21 protein-coding genes are annotated in these 21,855 nt (G+C 53.2%); 10 read left to right on the top strand and 11 right to left on the bottom strand.

Annotated elements, in window-relative coordinates; translation table 11 throughout:
• Positions 1 to 89: 89 nt before the first annotated feature.
• Complete coding sequence (locus tag AC3CB2_RS11405) at positions 90 to 2,735, top strand: TIGR02302 family protein (protein ID WP_352932138.1); 2,646 nt, start codon at positions 90 to 92, stop codon at positions 2,733 to 2,735.
• 131 nt (positions 2,736 to 2,866) lie between these two features.
• Complete coding sequence (locus tag AC3CB2_RS11410) at positions 2,867 to 3,490, top strand: TetR/AcrR family transcriptional regulator (RefSeq protein WP_051125857.1); 624 nt, start codon at positions 2,867 to 2,869, stop codon at positions 3,488 to 3,490.
• Here AC3CB2_RS11410 and AC3CB2_RS11415 read toward each other — a convergent pair.
• The 4 genes from AC3CB2_RS11415 to AC3CB2_RS11430 all read right to left on the bottom strand — a co-directional run bounded on the left by AC3CB2_RS11415 (position 3,487) and on the right by AC3CB2_RS11430 (position 6,927).
• Positions 3,487 to 4,815: a S41 family peptidase gene (locus AC3CB2_RS11415; RefSeq protein ID WP_352932136.1), complete on the bottom strand. Its 1,329-nt coding sequence runs from the start codon at positions 4,813 to 4,815 to the stop codon at positions 3,487 to 3,489. The two genes, AC3CB2_RS11410 and AC3CB2_RS11415, sit on opposite strands and share 4 nt — an antisense overlap.
• 184 nt (positions 4,816 to 4,999) lie before the next feature.
• Complete coding sequence (locus AC3CB2_RS11420; protein WP_008550372.1) at positions 5,000 to 5,398, bottom strand: response regulator; 399 nt, start codon at positions 5,396 to 5,398, stop codon at positions 5,000 to 5,002.
• A 15-nt stretch (positions 5,399 to 5,413) separates the two neighbouring features.
• On the bottom strand, positions 5,414 to 5,959 hold the full coding sequence (hpt, locus tag AC3CB2_RS11425; protein ID WP_008550534.1) for a hypoxanthine phosphoribosyltransferase: 546 nt from the start codon (positions 5,957 to 5,959) through the stop codon (positions 5,414 to 5,416).
• Complete coding sequence (locus AC3CB2_RS11430; protein WP_352932132.1) at positions 5,956 to 6,927, bottom strand: zinc-ribbon domain-containing protein; 972 nt, start codon at positions 6,925 to 6,927, stop codon at positions 5,956 to 5,958. The genes hpt and AC3CB2_RS11430 overlap by 4 nt, the downstream gene beginning before the upstream one ends.
• A 413-nt stretch (positions 6,928 to 7,340) precedes the next feature.
• Here AC3CB2_RS11430 and ftsE point away from each other — a divergent pair, with 413 nt between their 5' ends.
• The 5 genes from ftsE (at position 7,341) to AC3CB2_RS11455 (ending at position 11,248) form a co-directional block, all read left to right on the top strand.
• Entirely contained in the window at positions 7,341 to 8,000 is a 660-nt protein-coding gene (gene ftsE / locus AC3CB2_RS11435) for a cell division ATP-binding protein FtsE (RefSeq protein ID WP_041767788.1), read from the top strand.
• Complete coding sequence (locus tag AC3CB2_RS11440) at positions 7,993 to 9,066, top strand: cell division protein FtsX (RefSeq protein ID WP_352932130.1); 1,074 nt, start codon at positions 7,993 to 7,995, stop codon at positions 9,064 to 9,066. The genes ftsE and AC3CB2_RS11440 overlap by 8 nt, the downstream gene beginning before the upstream one ends.
• Positions 9,067 to 9,167: 101 nt before the next feature.
• Positions 9,168 to 9,875 (top strand): YdcF family protein, encoded by a 708-nt coding sequence (locus AC3CB2_RS11445; protein ID WP_208608888.1) that lies wholly within the window; start codon positions 9,168 to 9,170, stop codon positions 9,873 to 9,875.
• A 64-nt stretch (positions 9,876 to 9,939) separates the two neighbouring features.
• Complete coding sequence (locus AC3CB2_RS11450; protein WP_008550395.1) at positions 9,940 to 10,719, top strand: lysophospholipid acyltransferase family protein; 780 nt, start codon at positions 9,940 to 9,942, stop codon at positions 10,717 to 10,719.
• 157 nt (positions 10,720 to 10,876) lie between these two features.
• On the top strand, positions 10,877 to 11,248 hold the full coding sequence (locus AC3CB2_RS11455) for a hypothetical protein (protein ID WP_208608887.1): 372 nt from the start codon (positions 10,877 to 10,879) through the stop codon (positions 11,246 to 11,248).
• A gap of 13 nt (positions 11,249 to 11,261) precedes the next feature.
• Here the strand turns inward: AC3CB2_RS11455 and AC3CB2_RS11460 are convergent, their stop codons facing one another.
• On the bottom strand, positions 11,262 to 11,843 hold the full coding sequence (locus tag AC3CB2_RS11460; protein WP_306303373.1) for a gamma-glutamylcyclotransferase: 582 nt from the start codon (positions 11,841 to 11,843) through the stop codon (positions 11,262 to 11,264).
• 37 nt (positions 11,844 to 11,880) lie between these two features.
• On the opposite strand from AC3CB2_RS11460, the gene AC3CB2_RS11465 reads away from it, so the two are divergent.
• The gene (locus tag AC3CB2_RS11465) at positions 11,881 to 12,924 is read left to right on the top strand and encodes a DUF2125 domain-containing protein (protein WP_008550581.1); all 1,044 of its coding nucleotides are present in this window, start codon (positions 11,881 to 11,883) and stop codon (positions 12,922 to 12,924) included.
• 14 nt (positions 12,925 to 12,938) lie between these two features.
• On the opposite strand, the gene AC3CB2_RS11470 is transcribed toward AC3CB2_RS11465, so the two are convergent.
• A complete protein-coding gene (locus AC3CB2_RS11470; protein ID WP_008550746.1) occupies positions 12,939 to 13,400 on the bottom strand; it encodes a GNAT family N-acetyltransferase in 462 nt (153 codons plus the stop codon).
• A gap of 324 nt (positions 13,401 to 13,724) precedes the next feature.
• On the opposite strand from AC3CB2_RS11470, the gene AC3CB2_RS11475 reads away from it, so the two are divergent.
• Together AC3CB2_RS11475 and AC3CB2_RS11480 are read left to right on the top strand one after the other, a co-directional pair.
• Positions 13,725 to 14,627 carry an HpcH/HpaI aldolase/citrate lyase family protein gene (locus AC3CB2_RS11475; protein ID WP_352932126.1) on the top strand — a complete coding sequence of 301 codons (903 nt, stop codon included), beginning with the start codon at positions 13,725 to 13,727 and terminating at the stop codon, positions 14,625 to 14,627.
• Between the two features lie 90 nt (positions 14,628 to 14,717).
• On the top strand, positions 14,718 to 14,924 hold the full coding sequence (locus AC3CB2_RS11480) for a DUF1737 domain-containing protein (protein ID WP_008550451.1): 207 nt from the start codon (positions 14,718 to 14,720) through the stop codon (positions 14,922 to 14,924).
• Between the two features lie 58 nt (positions 14,925 to 14,982).
• On the opposite strand, the gene folE is transcribed toward AC3CB2_RS11480, so the two are convergent.
• From folE to AC3CB2_RS11505, 5 genes are all read right to left on the bottom strand, one after another.
• Positions 14,983 to 15,606, bottom strand: coding sequence for a GTP cyclohydrolase I FolE (gene folE / locus AC3CB2_RS11485; RefSeq protein ID WP_352932124.1), 624 nt, complete (start codon positions 15,604 to 15,606; stop codon positions 14,983 to 14,985).
• Between the two features lie 60 nt (positions 15,607 to 15,666).
• Positions 15,667 to 16,719, bottom strand: coding sequence for an ATP-binding protein (locus AC3CB2_RS11490; RefSeq protein ID WP_352932122.1), 1,053 nt, complete (start codon positions 16,717 to 16,719; stop codon positions 15,667 to 15,669).
• A gap of 72 nt (positions 16,720 to 16,791) precedes the next feature.
• Positions 16,792 to 17,481: an outer-membrane lipoprotein carrier protein LolA gene (locus tag AC3CB2_RS11495; RefSeq protein ID WP_008550309.1), complete on the bottom strand. Its 690-nt coding sequence runs from the start codon at positions 17,479 to 17,481 to the stop codon at positions 16,792 to 16,794.
• Positions 17,482 to 17,690: 209 nt separating this feature from the next.
• On the bottom strand, positions 17,691 to 20,603 hold the full coding sequence (locus tag AC3CB2_RS11500; RefSeq protein WP_352932120.1) for a DNA translocase FtsK: 2,913 nt from the start codon (positions 20,601 to 20,603) through the stop codon (positions 17,691 to 17,693).
• Between the two features lie 4 nt (positions 20,604 to 20,607).
• Positions 20,608 to 21,804, bottom strand: coding sequence for an aminotransferase class I/II-fold pyridoxal phosphate-dependent enzyme (locus tag AC3CB2_RS11505; protein WP_352932118.1), 1,197 nt, complete (start codon positions 21,802 to 21,804; stop codon positions 20,608 to 20,610).
• Positions 21,805 to 21,855: the final 51 nt, after the last annotated feature.

The raw sequence follows: 21,855 nt of genomic DNA on the forward strand, positions 1-21,855 counted from the left end.
TGAAAGCCCCTTAGGTTTGCCAGATTGCTGATCTACGTTAATCGCCGTATGCTCAAAAGAAAAAGCAGGCGGCGGTTAGCGAGGCCTATGTGACCCATCAGAATGAGAATGGCGGCAATAAAAACCTAAAGAATGCCATAGCTTCAGCAAGTGAATTGCGAGAGCATAAGAAGCATTATGGCGATGGCTCCGTGGCATCCGGCCTGTGGCAGTCCCTGTTTTCTCAAAGATTACCCTATCGATTGAAAAGGCTGGCTTTTAAAGCGCGGCTTTATTTGTTTTGGGAGCGGTTCTGGCCTGCCATCCAGATGCCGCTTATTGTTGCCTGTCTGTATGTGGCTGTCAGCTTTTTAGGGCTGTGGCAGCTGCTTGGGTTTTATGGCTCTGCTTTTGTTTCCATCCTGTTTCTCGCTGTTTTCATCTGGAGTTGCTACCCGCTTTTACGTCTCAGGATGCCCAGTGAGGCGGAGGGACTGCGCAAGGTTGAGCTTGCCAGTGATCTGCCGCACCGACCTTTGCTCTCCTACAAAGATGAGCAGGCGACTGGGATGGATGATGAAGAAGCACTGGCGCTTTGGTCCGCCCACCAGAAGCGGTTGCGTGAGCGGCTGAAGAACCTGCGCGTTGGAGGTGTTAACCCGCGCGGCTTCACCAAAGATCCTTACGCCCTGCGGGTTTTTGCCGTTATGTTGCTGGTGGTTGGCTATTCTGTTTCGGATGCGAACCGTTGGTCCAGCCTGTTGGCGCCGTTCCAGTCTCAAGGCGTGGGCAGCGTTCTGCCTGCGCGTATCGATGCGTGGGTGACACCACCGGCTTATACGGGTGAAGCGCCTGTGTTCCTGAGCGGGGATGCCAATCAGCTGAGGGATTCCCGAGATGCACTCTCCATTGCCAGTGGCAGTGAGGTGCTGGTTCGGGCGCAGGGGACGGGCGATTTCTCGGTTATCTATTTCTCCTCTCGTGGTCATGAAGTTTTGGAACCGGAACGGGTGCAATCCGGTGCTGGTGAAGGTTCTGAAGAGCTGACAACGACGGAATGGCGCTTTCCGCTAAACTCAAGCGGACGTCTGCAGATTTTGCAGGATGACTCGCCGACTTATTCCTGGAAGATTGCCATTCGCCCGGACTTGCCGCCGCGCATTCGGTTGTTTGATGATCCTGAAGAGCAGCTTTCCGGCAGTTTGAAGCTGACCTATCTGGTGCAGGATGATTATCGCGTGGTCTCTGCCGAAGCGATCATGGAGAAGGTTCAGCGCGGGGATGATGAAGCGCAGGGACGTTCCCTCGTGGAGGCGCCACGGTTCAATCTGAGCCTGCCGCCTAAAGATTCCAAGATGGCTGTTGGGCAGACTTTTCAGGATCTGACAGCGCATCCGTGGGCTGGGTCTGAAGTGGCGCTTGTGTTGGTTGCCCGGGATGAGGCTGAACAAGAAGGTCGCTCGCAGCCGGTTTACATCAAGCTGCCGGAGCGTCGATTCAACAAACCGCTGGCCCGTGCTGTCGTGGAGCAGCGCCGCAATCTGGCGATGAATGTTGAGAGCTATCCTCAGGTGGTGGATGCGCTGGACATGTTGATGATTGCGCCGGAGCGGTTCATTGATGATGCAGGCTCTTATCTGCCGCTGCGCTTTGCTTATGCCGAGTTGGTTGCCGCCAACACGGATGAGCAGCTGACGGACATGCTGGACGTGCTTTGGAATGTGGCGCTGACCATTGAGGATGGAGGCTTATCTGCCGCTGAGCGGGCTTTGCGTGAGGCGCAGGAAGCACTGCGGCGGGCTTTGGAGCAGGGTGCTTCGGAGCAGGAAATCGCTGAGCTGATGAGTGATCTGCGCAAGGCGCTGGATGATTACCTGAAATCCATGGCTCAACAGATGCGCGAGAACCCGCAGCAGCTTGGCCAGATGCCAATGGATGAGAACTCCCAGCAGATCACGCCTCGCGATCTGGATGATATGCTGCGACGCATGGAAGAGCTGGCGAAAACTGGCTCTTTGGAAGCGGCTCGTGAACTGTTGGCGCAAATGCAGCAGATGCTGGAGAACATGCAGAACGCGCAGCAGCAGCAACAGGCCCCAAGCCAACAGCAGCAGGAGATGTTGCAGGCGCTGGAAGACCTTGGTGAGATGATCCAGAAGCAGCGCAATCTGATGGACGAGACGCATCGGATTGATCCTGACAGCCAGCAGCGTCGGCCCGGTCAGCGCAATGAGCAGCAGAACAAGCGTGGTCCGGGCGGTGAGATGACCAATGAGGAGGCGCAGCAAGCCTTCCGTGATTTGCAGCAGCAGCAGCGCAACCTGTCTGATGACCTACAGAAACTGCTCGATAAGATGGCCAATAGTGGCGCCAAACCGAGCAAGGATCTGGATAGCGCAGGCAATTCCATGGAGGATGCCGGAGAGGCGCTGGGGGCTCAACAGGCTGAAGAGGCTGTTTCTGAGCAGAGCCAGGCTCTGGAATCCCTGCGCAAAGGCGCTCAGCAGCTCGCAGAGCAGCTTGCTGGACAATCAGGTGGACGAGGACAGGCAACCAACTCTCCGCTCAACGAGGACCCGCTGGGGCGTATGCGCCGTGTGGAAGGGCCAGAGTTTGGCAGTCAGGTGAAAGTGCCTGATGAGATTGAGGTTCAGCGGGCACGGCGTATTCTGGAAGAACTGCGTCGCCGGCTTTCTGATCCTGATCGTCCGCAGCTTGAGCTGGAGTATCTGGAACGGCTTATGAAGCGCTACTGATCGGCGGCGTCCGGATGCTTTAATGAATGCTTAGAAAACTGGATTGACCTCGATGCTGGTCCTTCTGGTTTTCTTTGCCATTTGGCGGCTCCTTCATTGTGGTGCCTGCTTTAGTTCCTATACTTCGCTCCATGAGCACAGACCCATGCAAACCTGAAGTTCTGGCGCACATCATTGAAGACGTGATGGACGATTGCATCCGGGTGTTTGTGCTCAAAGGGCTGGAAGCTTGCTCTATGGAGGACTTCTATCAGGCGTGCGGTCCGCATCGGGCATATGTGGAGGAGCATTTCACCACCAAGCACGACTTCTGTGCAGCTATGCTGATGTGGTGGCTTAACAGCGTGTTTGCTGAGCTGAAGAGCACAATCTCCCTGCATTCCAATCTACGTGCTGCTGTTGAGGCGGTGCTTTATGAGTTCATCGATATCTGCATAAACCATCGCGAAAGCAGGCATGCTGATAAGTTCTGCGTGCTGGACAACATGACGTTGTTTGACGAGGAGCTGCTGGCCAAGTTCGCGATGTATTATCAGGAAGGTGTGAAGCACTTCCGGCTGAAGTTCGTTGATCTGAAAAGCGAGCTGAGAGACCCCGATGACATCGAAAAGCTGCTGATTTTCTACGTGATGATCATTGAAGGGCTCTACGTGCTCGTGCGCCGTGGCTTCTCCCGCGAGATGCTCTTCGAATACGCCGACATGAGCCTGCATACTCTCGAGTTTTATGAGAAGCGGCCAACCGATCTGAGTTAAGCGGGGACGGTTTTAGCCAAGAGCTGCTGTGCAAGTGCCAGTGCTGGGTCGTTGCCTTGCTGGATGTCTTCTGCGGTTGGCATGATCGGGTGGTCTGGCTGGATGCCAATGCCTTCGAACTGGGTGCCATCCGGGAAGGCTGTTCGTTTGGTAGAGACCATCAGTTGAGTGTGCGGGAGCGGAGCCTCGAAGTAGGGTTGACCGGTTGAGCCTGCGGACGCCTCACCGATGATTGTTGCGCGGCCGGAATGTTTAAGCGGGATCAGCAGATCCTCGGTTGCTGAGCAGCTGCCAATATCAATCAAAACAATCAGTTGTCCTTGGAAGGGCTCGGGATCGACCGGGATGGTTTCACCGTTTGTGAACTGCTTCATGGTCGTGGTTTGGGCGTTGGGCTGTTTGTGGTGTGCAGAGAGTTTGCCGTTTTGGAATGCAGCCAAGCTTTGCTGTGCTTTCTGTAGTGCTGTGAACTGAGGTGTGTGTTCCTGCCAGATCGGGATTGGCTCAAGGCAAAGCTTCTTCATCAGCCTCATAGGTGTATCTCCACCACCATTGCCGCGCAGGTCGAGGATCAGAGGCGAGTGGTTGTCGAGCTGTTTGAGGAAGGTTAAGGCCTGCTCTTCAAACTCCGGCTTTGCGAAGCTGCCGATTATCAGGCGTGGATGCTCGGCTGTGGTGTCGAGCTTAGCCTTGTTCTGGTGCAGGGACGGATTTGTTGCGCCTTTGCGGGAGACCAGCAGTTTTCTGCCATCAGCAAGGGTGAGATCAAGCTGATCTGGAAAGAGAAAGCTGTACCCCCGCAAGAGATTATAGGTGGCCGCTTCTGGTTTTGAAGCACTGACGAACTTTGTGTAGTGCAAGAAGAACTCATCTGCAGGGAGTGCGTTGACCTCTTTGATCACATCTCCGAGGTGCAGATCTGCTCTTGTGGTGCTGTAAACTGTCCAGACCAGATTATGAGGTTCTGCTGCTGAAACTGGCAGAGGGCGGGCCCAGAAGCCAAAGCTGGCGTTCTTTTGAAGTGTGTGATCAATGAAGAGGGTGTGGGCGTTTTGCAAGCGGGCCAGATAGCCTTGGGTTGCTAGTTGGAAATCCCGTCGGTCCTGCGCTTCTTCCAAGGCGTTGAGGTAGTCAAAATAGAGATTAGCGTTGCACAGGTCCGGAACGTTTTCCCAATGCGCAAAACAGCTTTCAATGGCCTGATAAATCCGGCTTGCCGCGTAGTGCTTCAAGGCATGTGAGATCGGCGCTGTCGGGTCATCCAATGCTTTTAGAGCCTGGGACAACATTGGAGGCTCTGCACTATTTTCTGATGCATCTTCCATGGAAAAGCTCGCCCAAAATCAGAGATAAAGTATGCAGATAGAAGATCAGGAAACCGCAGATTTGTACAGCTTTTGGCCTCAAATCTAAGCCCAGATACACAAAACGCGATCGCTCGGGGGAGGGATCGCGTTTCAGAAACTTTATTGGGCTCTTTATCCGAAAACCGGATGATGCTTTTCAACGCTATGCAAAAGCGGATTGCGGAGAGCTTTCTTCCTCACCTGCCAAAGCTGTGGTGACGGCTTTCCTGACTTCTACCAATGAGAATGGTTTGGTCAGAACATCCTTCACGCACTTGCCGACTTCTTCAGAGCGTTCACGCTGGTCTGCGTAACCGGTCATCAAAAGGATTGGCAGGCCCGGATAGCGAGCGCTGCTTTGCATAGCAAGTTCGATCCCGTCCATCTCCGGCATTCTGATGTCGGAGAGCAGAAGGTCAAACTTGCCCTGCTGTTGCAGCAGCACAAGAGCGGCTTCGGCGCCATCTTCCACGGCGGTCACTTTGTGCCCGTCCAGCTCCAATGCACGTTTTACAAAGGCGCGGACCGCATCATCGTCTTCCGTCAGAAGTATGTGAGCCATTATAGCCCCCCTCGTTTACTCGTCACCTTCCTGCGGCACGTAGCCGATGAATGGCAACTGTCTCCATGCATGCCCCATGTCCATGCCATAGCCGACAACGAATTTGTCCGGGCAATCGAAGCCCGTGTAATCCGATTGGATATCGGCTTTTCTGTGACCAGGTTTGTCCAGGAATGCAGCTATCCGGACAGACTTGGCTCCACGATCGGCGATCATGTCGCGTGCAAACTTGAGTGTGCGACCAGATTCGAGAATGTCATCAATCAAAATGACGTCGCGTCCGGTTACATCGCTTTGGATATCGCGGAGGACTTTGATCTCTCCTGACGACACCGTCCCACTTCCATAACTTGAAAGGTGTAAAAATTCCATTTCCGGAACGGAACCTACTCTGTGCAAAGCACGAGCAAGGTCAGCTGCAAAAATGAAGCTCCCTTTCAAGACTGCTACGAGGAGGAGGTTGTGAGGGTTGTCCTGTGCGATAGCTTCTGCGATCGCTTTTACGCGACCAGCAATAGCTTCTTCATCAAACAGCACGCGGATTTCCGGGTTACCGGTCATCTAATGCTCGCTCTTTTCTTTTGGCGCTCAACAAAGCGCAATTGAATGTCGGCGGCTCGCTCTGGCGGATTATTCAACCGAGCTCTGAACCGTGTTTTATCACCTGGTGCAAGCCAATCTTCTCTTGGCTCAACAATCCAGGAGTGTATCTCTTGCGTATCCTGAGAGCGTAAGGCCAGCTTGATCGCTGGAATGTACGTCTCGCTTCTTGTAATATTCTCTACAGAGCCTTCCACAACAAGCACGACAGAGCCATCCTCAACCTCACGGAAGGTTCTCAGATCCTTAAATACAAGACCACGCAGATTTACGGTCATACCAGCCAACTGGTAAAGACCAGCCAAATCGGGGAAGGTTCTTACTACAGATTCACGGTATTGCACCGCTGCAAAACAGAGTGCGAGTGAAGCAGCAAGAAGGCTCGCTCCCAGCAGGCCTTTCGCGCTTATAACACCTGATTTGCGGGATGACTTAGTTTTTTTTCTAGATCTTCCGTTGGGCTTTTGGGATTTGCCCTCAGATTTCTTCTTGTCTTCTGTTTTGTCCTCGTCAGAACCTGCTGGATCTTCAGAGGCTTTATAGGAATTGCTAGCACCGGCTGCGGACTTTTCGCTGGTGTCCTCATCCTTAGAACCATTTGAATCTGAAGAGTCTTCTTTGGGTTTTACGGCAAGATCTTCTTCAGAGAATGCTTCGTGACGCTCTGCTTTCTCTCCGATACCGGCCCAATCGGTTTCGTCGAAACCTTCGGAAAAGGAGGGTTCCTTACGGTCGTCATCGGGTGTTGAATTGTTGTGTACTTCGCTCTGCGCGCCCAGGGCTTCGGCCCAGTCGTCTGCTGTTTCTTCCTCGCGTGAGACATGCCAGATGTGGTTGCAGCTGGCGCATTTAACTTTGCGGCCAGTGTCTCCAACCTTGTCAGCGGGGATCTCATAGGCAGTATTACATTGAGGGCAGATAATTTTCATCGAGCGTGGTCCAAAGCGATTTGCCATTAATATGGATTGGCTAAACCGCTTAAATCCTTCATTTTCTAGCGTATTCTCTCAGCGGAGCAGGCCGGGAGTACGTCTCAGAGCCACCAGATATGCAATATACTCACAAGTACTCAAAAGGGCAGGCTTTGACTAGCCTAAATACAGGGGCTTGGAGTTAGATTGAGTGCCTAAACTAATTCTCTTGAACCTATCAGGGCATTTATATGCTTAATGAAGTGTTAATTTATTCAAGGGATATCCAAAGGAACAGGCTCGCATAAATTTGCAGGGGTAATCTCACTCTAAAATTGAACGCGAGAAAATTATTTTTTAGAGTGATTTGCACGAGTTTGGCCTCATTGTTCTGATAAGGCGGAACCTCACGTCTGCTAGGGGAATTTTCGGTGATACGCTTTGAGAATGTGGGACTTCGGTATGGAATGGGCCCTGAAGTGCTTCGGGATTTGACCTTTTCCATTGAGCCGCAATCTTTTCAGTTTCTCACCGGTCCTTCAGGTGCTGGCAAAACCAGTTTGCTGCGTCTATTGTTTCTCTCCATGCGCCCGACACGCGGGTTGATCTCCGTTTTTGGCAAGGACACCACCAAAATTACCAAGTCTGAGCTGCCTTCGATGCGTCGGCGGATTGGTGTGGTGTTTCAGGACTTCCGCTTGCTGGACCACCTGACCACCTACGAAAATGTGGCTCTGCCGCATCGTGTGGCTGGAAAGTCTGAGGCAGAGTATCGTCCGGACGTGATTGATCTGCTGAAGTGGGTGGGGCTGGGTGACCGTATGCATGTGCTGCCGCCGGTGCTTTCTGGTGGTGAGAAGCAGCGTGCTGCGATTGCGCGGGCGTTGATTACGCGGCCAGAAGTTCTGTTGGCGGATGAGCCGACGGGTAACGTGGATCCGCCACTGGCGCGTCGTTTGCTGCGTTTGTTTATTGAGCTGAACCGGCTTGGTACCTCCGTGGTGATCGCGACCCACGATTTCCATTTGCTGGAGCAGGTGGAAGCTCGACATCTTATTCTCAACGACGGGCGGTTGGCTGTTCATGACTGATACTCAGCAAAGACGAGAGCCGCCTATGTCAGGCCCGAAGAGAGCGCCAGCCGGTCAGAAAAGACCTGGACCGCCTCGCAAAGGGCCGCCGAAAGGCAAGGGCAAGGGGGGGCGTCCGATCAAAAAGGCTGCTCCTGCCAAGCCCTCTCCGCTGAAGTTTCGTTCCCGAGAAAAGCCAGCTCCGATTGTTCCTCCGCAGGCGATTTCTGGTCAGGCGCTTATGCTCGTTGTGGCGATCATGAGCTTTTTGGCCTGTCTGACGGTTGGTTTTGTGGCCATCGTCAATGATGCAGCCAATGATTGGACCAATGATCTGGTGCGTGAAGTGACGGTGCAGATCCGTCCTGCAGATGGCGTGAACATGTTGCAGGAGATTGATCGCACGTTGGCGCTGGTTCGAGAGTTTCCGGGGGTTGGAGAAGCGCGTGCGCTTTCTGATGAAGAAACCAAAGGATTGCTTCAGCCATGGCTAGGTGCCGGGCTGGAGCTTGAGGAACTGCCGGTTCCGCGGTTGGTTCTGGTTGAGATCAATGATCCTGAACTGCTGGATCTTGCCGAGATGAAAGCGCAGATTGAGCAGGACATCCGGGCTGCATCGGTTGATGATCACCGCGTCTGGAACCGTCAGCTGTCTGCCATGGCGAATACTGCGGTTCTGGTGGGCTTTGGTATTCTGGTGCTCGTGCTGTTTTCTATGGTGCTCTCCGTCATTTTTGCGACACAGGCAGCGATGTCCGGCAACAAGGATGTGGTTGAAGTTCTGCACTTTGTTGGGGCAGAGGTCAGCTTTATTGCTTCTGAGTTCCAGCGACACTTCCTGTGGCTTGGGCTTAAAGGCGGAATCATTGGCGGCACGATTGCGGCTGTCAGCTTTCTGATCATCGGGTTCTTTGGAAGTTCTGATGTGACCTCAGTGAGCGGAAACCAGGTGCAGGCGCTGTTTGGATCGGCTCAGGTGGGCACGATTGGTTATCTTGGTGTTGTTGCCGTTGTGGCTCTGGTGGCGGTGTTGACTGCGCTCACATCCCGTCTCGCTGTCCACAGACATTTGGCAAATATGGATTAAGCGCCGTTTTCTTCCCATTTTCGCCAGTTCTGATATGTAGTCAGGAAATTATTCGTTCAGGTTTGTGGCTATAAGCATGTAGCCACATCATGGAGCATTCTTTGAATACGCGCGATACTGCGGCCAATTTTAAAGCACCCGGTGAGCAAGAACCGGTATCAGCCAGCGCTGGGAAGCGTTCTGGCCGGAAGTCGTTTGTGCGGCGCGCAGTCCGTTTCTTCTTTCTGTTGTTTCTGATTTGCTCCGTAGCATTTGCCGCGGGCTTCCTGTGGTTTGTGGAAGTTTTGCAGCCTGCTGTTCAGGCTGTTGTGCCGAAACACGCGGATGGCATTGTTGTTTTGACGGGTGGTCGCGACCGGATTTCGCAGAGTCTGGATCTTCTGGAGACTGGCAGCGCGAAGCGGCTTTTGATCTCTGGTGTGCATCCATCAACCAGCGCCAAGCAGATTGCTCGGCTTAATTCCAAGCGTATGTGGTTGTTTGATTGCTGCGTTGATCTGGACCGGAAAGCGCTCAACACGATCGGAAATGCTGAAGAAACGGCGAGCTGGGTCAGAAAAAATCAGTTCAACTCGCTGCTGGTGGTAACCAGCGCCTATCACATGCCTAGAGCATTGGCAGAATTGCAGGTTCGCCTGCCAGAAGCTGACCTTTATCCAAGTCCTGTCTACCATAAAGAGCTGGATTTGGAGCATTGGTATGAAAGTTCTTCAATAACAAAGCTTCTCCTGCGCGAATATGTGAAGTATATCCTCGTTCGGCTGCGAGTTGAGCTGGATACTGTCTTTCCGGTAAAACACTCCTCTTAACTTCGTAAAGTAAACTCTGAATTCGCTTTGGCGGGGGCCATGCGGATATGGTTGTGAAGGTATTATGATCGTCCTGCGTTCTATTCTCTTCAATGTGCTGTTTTACATCAGCACCTTGATCATCATGCTGGCATGTATGTTCCTGTTTGTGCTTCCTGTTCGGTATTGCTGGTGGCTTATTCCGTTCTGGGCGCGCACAGAAAAGTTCTTGCTGCGTTGGGTTGCAGGGGTAAAGTCTGAAGTGAAGGGACTGGAGAATATCCCTGACACCGGCTGTATCATTGTTTCCAAACACCAATCTGCCTGGGAAACTTTTGCGCTTGCAGAGTATTACCGTCAGCCGACTTATATTCTGAAGAAGGAATTGCGCTATGTTCCGTTCTTTGGTTGGTACCTGATGAAGTTCCGCCAGATCCCTGTTGATCGTGGTAAGAAGGGCAAAGCGCTCTCAGAGATGTCCAAGAAGGCTGCTGAGGCGATTGCTGAAGGCCGGAACATTGTCATCTATCCAGAAGGTACGCGCCGCCCTGCAGGGGCTGAGCCGCAGTACAAGTATGGCATTGTGCACCTATACAAGACGCTGAACTGCCCGGTTGTTCCAGTCGCGCTGAACTCTGGTGTGTATTGGCCGCGCCGCCGGTTCTTCCGTTTCCCAGGTACGATCACAGGTGAGTTCCTTGAGCCGATCCAACCGGGTTTGCAGCCTGATGAGTTCTTCAAAACTTTGCAGGAACGCATCGAAGGTGCTTCTGATCGTTTGCTGGATGAGGCTGAAAAAGCGACGCCAGATAACATCATCATCAAAGAAGCCCGTGCACGACAGGCAGAATATAAGAAAAAATAAAGATTTTGCGTGGAAATCAGATGTTTCAAAGGAAGAAGGCCGCCTTTGCCTTAAAGGCGGCTTCTTTTTTGACAATGCTCTGGCTCAACTTGTAATATGTTCGCAGTTTGTTCTATAAAGTACTATGGGAAGTAGCAGGAGAAATCAGGAGAGTGCGTTGCAGTACTCGTTGTTTGATGATCACTTGCCGAGTGGAACGTCTCCACGGGTGTCAGAAGAGTTAGGAGCGGGCAGTCAGTTCAAGTACTGGTCTGGCGCCTCTGGCCATCGTTACCTCTTTACCCGGATCTCTCCGGAAGAGGTTGCTGACTATGCGGAGAACCTGGTTCTGATCACAGACAAGAAGAGCGAAGCGGTTCTTTGGCTTGGCCACCAGGGTATGTCGAATGACAAGACCCCGATGCCAGCGCTGAAACCTTCGCAGGATGCATACGTACATCTTTTGGCAGAAGACAGCGCGGAGAGGGATCGCGCTCATAATGATCTGCGTACGGGGATCTTTTCTTATATCAAGCCGGAAGACGAATAGTCTGATCCGCGCTTTATAAAGAAAGCTGCCGTGCCAGCCATTCGACGTTCTGGTCTTTAATACCCATTTCCTTCATATGCGCGTGAGTGTTGAGTACATACTCCGGATTTGCGCCAGACTGCCCCACAGCCCCCTTTACAATCTGCAATTGGTCTTCTAGCGGTAACGCACCTGCATATTGCTCGTGTTTCTGGTCGGCGACGAATGTCACGGCGCGGACTTTGGTGCCGTCTTCATCCAGCAAACGGATGCGGCGGTGGGTTTCCAGATACACCATGGTCTGCTGTTCGCGCTCGCGGAGGTACTCTAGTGTGTGATGCCAGTTTTCCGGTGCGACCCGAAATGCCATGCCGATGCAGGCACCGCCTTTATCCAGCCCAAATACCAGTCCAGGGTTGTCTTGAGTCCCACGATGAACCCACGAATACACACAAAGAGATCTATGGACACCATGCAAAATTGCCGGGACAGCTTGCTCATAAGTAAAGCCAGGACGCCAAATTAGTGAGCCGTAGCCAAATATCCATAAATCTCGCATAACTATTTTCTCGTAGAATTCTTTGAGTGACACGCCTATCAGGCTCGTAATCAGCATGCAACTCACAGCGACGTGTGAGGGTAACGGAGAGTAGATGACTGAACCAAAAGTATCCCGGCCTCCAAGAAAGTCGGCGTATTTCGTTTTGGCGATCCTTGTCGCCTTGATTATTGGCGGTTGGTCCGCCTATTGGGCAGTTGGACGCGGTATTGTTTCGGACGTTATTCGCAATGGTGTGAAGGTTGCTGAAGCAGATGGTGGAAGCCTTGAGTGTGGCAACCAGCAGCTGGGTGGCTACCCGTTCCGCTTTGAGTTGACTTGTACTCCGTTCCGTATGGACAAGAATGGAGAGTGGTACTTTATCAATGAGTTACGTGGTGTTGCGTTGGCCTACAATCCAACTCACGTGATCTTTGAAGCAACAGGCCCAGCAGAGGCGACCTTTGGTCAGGCTGGTCCGGCGTACTCCGCGCATTGGAAAACGGCACAGGCAAGCGTGATTGCGAAAGACAGCAAACCGGCGAAACTGGATGCTGTTTTTAAAGAGCCAAAGCTGACCTACACCATTGGTGACCAGTCTGTTGAGTTCGATGCGGAACTGACTGAAGCGCATATGCGCCGCGTTGAAGGCAATGAAGATGCTCTGGACTTATCACTACTGGTGACTGGTCTGACAGCGGGTCAGGTGTCTGATGATGTGCCGCTTGATATCAGCCTTGTGATGCAGCTGCCGGAGGGTTCTAAGCTTCTGGATGGCAAAGTTCGCAATATTGCTGATTTGATGGTTGATGAAGAGCTAAAGGTCAACGTTTCCAATCTGCATCTGAAGAGCGGCGAATTTTCCGTCAAAACAGGGGGTGATCTGGTGATTGACCGTCAGGGCCGTCTGAACGGCACTCTGCCTTTGGTGATTACCGGCATTCATCAGTTGGAAGATGTGTTGCGCCCACTGTTCCCACAAGGGTCCAAGACGCTTGAATCACTGCAGAAGACTGCAATGAGTATTGGGCAGGGAAGTGCGGTGAATGGTGTTCCGACGCTCAAGATCCCAGTGACCATTGAGAACGGCCGGGCCCGTATCGCCTTCTTTGATCTGGGGCCTGTGCCTCAGCTGATCATAAAAGAAAGCGGCTCGTAAGAGCCGCTTTTGGTTTAAGCAAGTGCCAGACGGTCAATCGGGACAATGAAGCTGTCTTTGTCGTCTGGTTCTGCCAGATTTTCAAAGAGGCTGTTGTCGACCTTGTTCTTGTTTGGCACGAGCCAGCGAACATGAAGCCAGTCGCGCTCTTTGCCGATCTTGGAGATCTGCTCTACCAGTGTGCGGCCAATGCCTTTGTGGCGGTGGTCCGGCATCACGTAGATATCATCCAGCTGGCCAATGCGCAGGCCGGAGATCAGGTCTGGAATATCGAAGAAAGCGGCAAATCCGACCAGCGTGTCCTCTTCAAATGCACCGATGATCTCGATTGACTTGTCTTCGATCAGACGCTCTGCGAAGACTTCGTCAGGACGACGTGGAGCTCCGCGCTTCAAAGCTTGTGCATTCTCTGCGATGAGAGGGGCCAAGTCTGGCGCATCAGCGGGTGTTAAGGCTCTGTAAGAAAGGTCAGCCATTATACCTCTTCCCGTTCCTTCGTTTGATTTTGCGTTATAGAGTGACCCCAAAAATCCCTTAAAATCAAGGTGCGAAAGTCTTATAGGACCGCGAAATTTGTGGGATGCTTCTTTCCAGTGGCTGGCTCATTGGGAGAGTGCTGGTTGTCTCTGCATCTCTGCGTTGCCGCAAAAGCTGATGTTGCTGGGCAGCATAAGGCGAATTGCAGCCAAAGGCCTAGTGTTTGGCGGTTCAAAACTCGCAATTAGCCCGAATGGTGAGTAGTTAAGGCGGATTGCTGGTTCTAAACTCTGCTTTGATTTTGCAACGCAACAGGAAGTGCCATGTCTAGCTCAGAGCAAGCTCACACCATCAGACCGCGTCGTAGTGCGCTTTACATGCCAGGTTCAAATGCACGGGCATTGGAGAAGGCCAAAGGGCTGGATGTGGATGTGCTTCTGCTGGACCTGGAAGATGCTGTTGCACCAGATGCCAAAGAGATGGCACGCGTGCAGGTGTGTGAGGCTGTTGCCGGTGGTGGGTATGGCCATCGTGAGCTTGTTATCCGCATCAATGGCATGAAAACCCCATGGGGTCATGACGATCTGAAAGCGGCTGTTGCTGCCAAGCCGGATGCTGTGCTTTTGCCGAAGGTGGAGAGCCTTGCTGACATTCAGCCGGTTGCGGATTATCTGGCAGAGCAGGGCGCTGAGAGCGTTCGCATCTGGGCTATGCTGGAAACACCGGGTGCAATCCTGAATGCTTCTGAGATCGCGGAAGCGGCGAAAGATCCACATAACCGTCTCGATGTGTTCATCATTGGCACCAATGATCTGAGCAAAGAAAGTGGCGCGAAGATCCTTCCGGGCCGTGCAGCGTTGATGCCTTGGTTGATGACATTCCTGGCGACCGCGCGCGTTGGTGGGGCTGACATTCTGGATGGTGTTTACAACAACTTCTCTGATCTTGAGGGCTTTGCTGAGGAATGTCAGCAAGGCGCAGACATGGGGTTGGATGGTAAAACGCTGATCCATCCGAAACAGCTGCCTGCTTGTAACTCCGCGTTTGCGCCGAGTGCTGAAGAGGTCGCGTGGGCGAAGAAGATAATTGCCGAGTTTGAACAGCCTGAAAATCAGGACAAGGGTGCAGTGCAGGTTGATGGCAAGATGGTTGAGCGTCTGCATGCGGATATTGGTCGGAAAACCGTTGCGATTGCAGAAGCTATCAAGCGGCACGTGAACGCGTAATTTTGAACAGTGCGCGTGTTTAAAGCTCTGGCTTCTGTCTGGTGTGGCTGATAGGTTCCGCCAAGATTTAAAGAACCTAAGGGAATGGATATGCGCCTTTACCGCCTCATCACCGAACCGGATTCCGCGAAGTTTTGTCACCGCGTGACTGAAGCACTCAACAAAGGTTGGGAGCTGCAAGGTTCTCCAACCATGACCTACGATGCCACCAGAGGCGTCACCATTTGCGGTCAGGCTGTGGTCAAGCATGTTGATGGTGAAAAGTATACGCCAGAGACTAAGCTCGGCGCTTGGTAAGCCAACAAGTTTCAAGGCCTGCAGAGATGCAGGCCTTTTTGTTATGGGCTTTGCTTCGTTAGCCAAAGTTTCCTGAGGGGGCATGCAGCAGTGAGAGGAACTCCTGCCGCATTGTGGTGTTGGTTTTGAAGTCTCCCTCAAAGTACCGTGTGACCATTGATACGCCCGGCTTGCGAATGCCTCTTGTGGTCATGCACATGTGCGCTGCTTCCACGATAACAGCGACACCGCGGGGCTGAAGAGCCTCCCAGATGGCGTCTCCGATTTGAGCGGTGAGTGTTTCCTGAATTTGCAGGCGTTTGGAATAGGCCTCTACAACACGTGCGAGTTTACTGATGCCGACAACGCGGCCTGCGGGCAGATAGGCAACGTGGGCTTTGCCGATGATCGGCACAATGTGGTGCTCACAGTGGGATTCCAGGCGCATGTTGCGCAGAACGATGAGATCATCGTAGCCGTCTGTTTCCTCGAAGGTTTGTGTCAGCAGTTGCTTGGGATCTGTTTCATATCCTGCAAAGAAGTCCTCGTAGGCGCGTGCGACGCGGGCAGGGGTATCGAGTAGTCCCTCGCGCTCCGGATCATCGCCTGACCATTCAATCAGCGTTCTGACAGCGGCTTCGGCGTCTTCTCTTGTTGGTCGTTTGCGAGCCTGTTCTTGGGTCGGCGTTTCGCTCAGCAGCATACTTATGGTTCCTGATGGATGGAGTTATGCTGATATTATTGTAATAGTATAACATTACAATCAAGCTGATTGTTGAAGCATGGCTTCCAGTACACCCCGATAAATGTCACGGACACGGTGATGATGCTCAGGAGAGGCCTGCCAGAAGTTAGTCAGGCCGGGGCCAGCATTGAGTTCAAGCACGTGGGCTGGAGCGTCGTTGATGCTCAGGTCTTCGCAGAGAATATCGACACCGGCATACCGCAGACCACAGACGCTCGCTGCTTCCACGGCCAGATCTTTGAAGCTTTGTGAGGCGATATCGGTGACGTCGACAGCTTCGCCGCCCGTTGAAAGGTTGGCATTGGAGAGTAGCTGAAGGAGCTGGCCATCACTCAGAATACTGGTCAGATCATAGCCAGCTTCCTGAATGGCTTTGAGGATGCGCGGGTCGTTGCTTTCCACCTTGTACCCACCGCTGCGGGTGGTGAGAGTTTTGATCTTCTCTGACAAAAGCTCTGCGATGGTGTGGGTGCCATCTCCTGAAATGGAGAGAGGGCGGCGTTCGATGATCGCCAGAATGGTTCCATCGAGCACGATAACGCGGTAATCGCGGCCTGAGACAGCTTCCTGCACCAACATGCGATCATTGGTTTGTAGGGCTGCTGCGAGGCGTGTGTTCAACTCTGCCTCATCAGAGATCTTCTGTACTCCAACACCTTGCGTGCCTTCATTGGGCTTGATGAAGAGCGGATAGCCAAGGGTCTCAGCGATTGCCGGGGCTTTGGTGAGTGTGTTCAGACTTTGCGCCACATGTGGGTTTGCGGTGCTCAGTTGCCGGATGGCTTTGTCTGAGTGGATCAGCTTGAAGTCCGGGGTTTGCAGGCCTGCATCTTGGAGCAGGCGGCCACAGAAATCTTTGTCTTTGGCGGATTCTCCGGCGGCGTAGCTGTTGAGTGCGAAGGCGCCACCTTTAATCGGAAAGCGTTTGCCGTCTTCCGTTTCAATGTAGCCGAAATAGAAGAACTCGCTGTCGAGGGCGAGTTTGATGCCCTTCTCCTGGCACAGCTCTGCAAGCAGGCGCGGGGCTAGAGGGAGGTTCGGCTGGTCGGGTGAAACCGGGATAAACTGCATTCACATACTCAAGCTAATAAAAAAGGAGCGCCGAAGCACTCCTCTTCATACATCAGAATTTGGATCAACGCTTTAGTTGTTGCCGCGTCGCTGACGGGAATTTGCGATGTAGTCGATCTTGAACAGATCCGGGTTGGTTGCGCCGTTTTCAACCACATCGTAGATGGCAACAGAGGTGTCGTAACCCTGTGCATCGCGTACGGTCCACTGCTTCAGTTTGTAGTCGCGCGCATCGAAGATCAGCGTCAGGCGACCGGAGGTGAAGCGGGTTTTGTCGTCGATGGTGATTGTGATGAGGTCTGGCTCAACAACCACGTTGGTGACGTTTGCATCCGTTTTCAGGTCGATCTTGTCTGCCAGCAAGAAGCGCAGCGGGGTCTGAGACAGTGGCCAGATGTCCTGGGTCTGCAACTTACGGTCCTTCACGGAGACCATGCTGCCGTCAGCAATGATGTCGAGCGTGGACGGTTTGTTGTAGTAGAAGCGGACTTTGCCCGGACGGCTGATGAAGAACTGGCCTTCAACGCGGCCACCGGTTGGGCCGAACTGTACGAACTTGCCGTGCATGTTGCGTACGGAGTTGAAATACTTGCTCACCGCATCAATGGCTTGCACGTTGGTGAGTGCGACCGGTTGAGCCTGCTGGGTTGTTTGAGCGGCGGAGTGTTCCGCGGTCAGTGGGACAGAACCAATAAAAAGCGCTGCAGCAATTGCGAGGCTTTTGCCAATCCTACCAAAAGAGATCGCCTGAGATGCAATCATAAATAAAACTCCGCTGTCAAAACTCGTAGAACAACCGTAAGGCGAGTTGATTAACTCTTCTCTAAATCTTCAGCCGGCGGTTGTTTGTGAACCCTCATTTTGAGAGGCTATCGTTACCATAAGGCGAAGATGGGGCATATGCCCCAAATTCCATAAATTTGCCTTGTGATCTCCGAAAAGGCTGATCAACTTTTCGGGATTGCTCTCAATCAGAACTGCTCTTCATTGTCCGGAAGCAGGATTTCGCGCTTACCGGCGTGGTTCGCTGGGCTGATCATGCCTTCCTGTTCCATCCGCTCAATAAGAGACGCCGCGCGGTTGTAGCCGATTGAGAGGCGACGCTGGATGTAAGAGGTAGAGGCCTTGCGGTCTCTGGCGACGATGGCCACCGCCTGATCGAACAGGTCGTTGGTTGCGTTGCCGGAACCCTGTGTCAGTGCATCGTAGCCACCAGCTTCCTCGGTTTCTTCTGTTACGTCGGAAAGATAGGTTGGTGTGCCTTGTTCCTTCAGGTGCTTTACGATGTCTTCCACTTCATCATCTGAAACAAATGGGCCGTGAACGCGCTGGGTTTTACCACCAGCGGCCATGTAGAGCATGTCACCCATCCCGAGCAGTTGCTCTGCGCCCATTTCACCAAGGATCGTACGGCTGTCGATCTTGGAGGTTACCTGGAACGAGATACGGGTTGGGAAGTTCGCCTTGATGGTACCGGTGATCACGTCCACGGATGGACGCTGGGTTGCCATGATCAAGTGGATACCAGCAGCACGGGCCATCTGCGCCAGACGCTGGATTGCGCCTTCGATGTCCTTACCAGCTACCATCATGAGGTCAGCCATCTCATCGACGATCACGACTATGTAAGGCATTTTCTCCATTGGCAGTTCTTCTTCCTCGAAGATTGGTTCGCCAGTGTTTTTATCGAAGCCGGTCTGAACTGTACGGGTGAAGCTCTCGCCCTTCTTCATGGCCTGCTCAACACGGGTGTTGTACCCGTCGATATTGCGCACGCCCATCTTGGACATTTTCTTGTAGCGATCTTCCATCTCACGGACGGTCCATTTCAAAGCCACAACAGCTTTGTTTGGATCGGTCACAACTGGAGTGAGAAGGTGCGGGATGCCGTCGTAGATGGACAGTTCCAGCATCTTTGGATCGATCATGATCATCTTACATTGCTCAGGGGTGAGCCTGTAGAGCAGGGAGAGGATCATGGTGTTTACAGAAACGGACTTACCAGAACCGGTTGTACCTGCCACGAGCAGGTGAGGCATGCGGGCAAGGTCGGCGATGACGGCTTCACCATTAATGGTTTTGCCGAGAGACATGGCCAGTTTTGCCTTGGATTCATCAAAGTCCTCAGAATCCAGCAGTTCGCGAAGATAAACGGTTTCACGTTTGGCATTAGGCAGCTCGATACCTATTGCGTTCTTGCCCGGAATAACTGCTACACGTGCAGAGATCGCGCTCATGGAACGGGCGATATCGTCTGCCAGACCGATCACGCGGGAGGACTTGATGCCCGGTGCTGGCTCCAGTTCGTAAAGGGTAACAACAGGGCCGGGACGGACTGCGATAATTTCGCCGCGTACACCGAAGTCACCCAGAACACCTTCCAGAATGCGTGCATTTTGCTCCAATGCATCTTTGCTCAGGCGCTGCTTGCCATCTGCCTGCGGTTCTGCCAGCAACTCGATGCTTGGTAGTTCAAACGGTTTCTGTTTGACGATGGCAGTAGACTGCTTTTCCTGCGCGAATGGGCGTGGAACCATGCGGCCCGGAGTTGGGCGTGGCGCCTGTGGCTGCGGAACCGGCTGCATTTGTGGCTCAGGTTCGTCCGGGCTGGCGATGCCAATTGGCCCGACTGGAGCTTCAGGCTGAGGTCCACGATGGAGGTCTTCGTCCTCGTAGTACTCGTCAGGTCCGAGTTCGTAGCCTTGCTCGTCATAAGCAGGCTGGCCAGCTGGTGCGGCTTCCCACTGCTCTTCAGGGTAAGGCTCATTCTGCGGTGCGTATTGTTGTGTGTTGTCGTATTGCGGATCAAACTGCACATCATCGCGCGCAGGCTGCGCTTCCTGTTGATAATAATCGTTGAGGCCGTCGTCTTCCTCCGGCATCAGCTTTGCTGCCACCTTGCGTCTCAAACGGGAAACCAGACCACCTTTTTGCTCAGGCTCTTCTTCGTAGGCTTCCTGTTCTTCCCACTGCTGCGGTGCTTGTGGGTCGTACTGGTCGTCCTCGTAGTATTCCTGTTGCTGTTGTGGCTGGTTTGGATCGTGCGGTGCCTGAATGTACTCTTCTTCTTCCTGCCAGTTCTGTTCAGCAGCAGGTTTGCGCTTGAAGAGGGTCCGCTGGATCGCGCTGGTTGCCATCAGCTTCCAGTGGCTGAGGGCACCAATAACAGCGTAATAGCGGTTGTTTTCACCTTCGTAATCGTCCTCTGAATCTTCAGAGAATGGAAGAGCTTCGTGAGGTGTGTACTCGTCCTCAACCGTTTCGTCCTCTGCGATCTCTTTCGGAGAGGAGTCTTTACCGATCAAGCCAGCAGCATGGGCCAGCAGAGCGATGGATGGCAGGCCGAGACCAACTGCACCGGTGAGGGTGCGCAGGCCGGTTGAGAGTTCAGGCAGGATTGCGGAGGGGATGGAGAACACCCAGTCACCAAGGAAGCCACCAAGACCTGTTGGCAGTGGCCAGCTTGTTGGGACTGGAATTGCCGCCAGTCCACCCGCGAACAACACTGTTCCGACAAACCATGTCAGGAAGCGTTTGCGGGTGACGCCAGAGGTGTATTTGAGCGACAGGCGCCAGCCCCAAATGAAGATGGGCACCAAGAACACGGCTGTTGCCAGCCCGATGGTCTGCATCAAAACATCAGCGACAATGGCACCGGTTTGGCCCAAAGCGTTGTTGATCTCCGCATTGGTTGCGTGATTCAAGCTTGGGTCGGCTGTGGACCATGTTGCTAGTGCTGCCGCCACGCAGATGCCGATGACAAGGATCACCGCACCGCCAATGACGATCAGATTGCTTTTGATAAAGCGCTTTATCGGGCTCTCTGTATCAGCCAGTGAAACAGAGTTTGCTTTTGGTCGTTGCATTGCAGCAGCCTGACGCATTCAATTACTCCAGAGAGTCCAAAATTCTTCGGAACGCTTCCTTGCTGGTTTCCAAAGATTCAACGAGGGCGAGGCGGATGTATTTGTCACCGGGGTTGGAGCCGTCCGGCATGTCTGAGGCGATGTAAGCACCCGGGAGAGCTTTGACGCCGGTTTCACGCCACAGCTTTTCAGCGACTTCGGCGCCAGAGCCCCAGCGGGAAACGTCCAGCCAAAGGAAGAAGCCGCCATCTTTGCGTACGGAACCAAAGAGTGGCGCGAGCATCTCTTCAGCTGCATCGTACTTTTCATTGTAGAGGCGGCGGTTTTCGATCACGTGCTCTTCATCGCCAAATGCGCGTACTGCCAGCGCCTGAACAGGCATTGGAACCTGAGGGGCGGCCACGTTGCGGAAATCAGCGAAGAACTGGATGAACTCAGGATCTCCAGCAGCAAAGCCGCAGCGTGCGCCCGGCAGGTTGGAGCGCTTGGAGAGGGAGTTGAAGGTCACTACGTTTTTCAGTGTGCCATCAATCGCTTCAGCAGCTTCCAGGATGCCGGTTGGCGGAGTGTCGCGGTAAATTTCGGAATAGCATTCATCCGCGAAGAGCATGAAGTTGTGTTTGCGTGCCAGCTTGATGAGCTTTTGCCAGTACTCCATTGGCGCGACGGTACCCTGAGGGTTTGCAGGAGAGGCAAAATAGAACGCGACGGTGCGGTCCAGCAGGTCCGGATCAATTGCATCCAGGTCTGGCAGAACTCCGTCAGCAGGTTCTGGCAAAAGAATTTCGTCTGCGCCCGCAATATGAGCGCCAGCACCGTAGGATTGGTAGAACGGGTTCGGCAAAATAACAGCCGGTTTGCCGTCTTTTTTCAGATAGTCGCGTGCGGAGACGCAGCCAAACACGAGGCCTTCCCGAGATCCGTTGAGCGGAATAATGCTCTTATCCGGATTGAAGGCATCGGACAGGCTGAAGCGGTTTTTGAGCCACTTGCCGACAGCTGCGCGGAATTCATCTGTGCCACGGATAGCTGGGTACTTGCGGAAGCCATCCTTGTTTTCTTCAAGTACTTCAATGACGTAGCTTGGAGGTTCATGACGCGGCTCGCCGATGGTCATGACGATTGGATCCAGACCCGGCTCGATGCCAGCGAGCTGTTGATTCAGCCGCTGAAACGGGTTTCCTCCGCTAGATTTTTTTTCAACTTCTTTTGTGGACACAAGAATTCTCGCAGGAATGATTTACAACAATTGCTCAGAGCACCAAAACTC

The organism is Pseudovibrio sp. SCP20 (assembly GCF_057774105.1).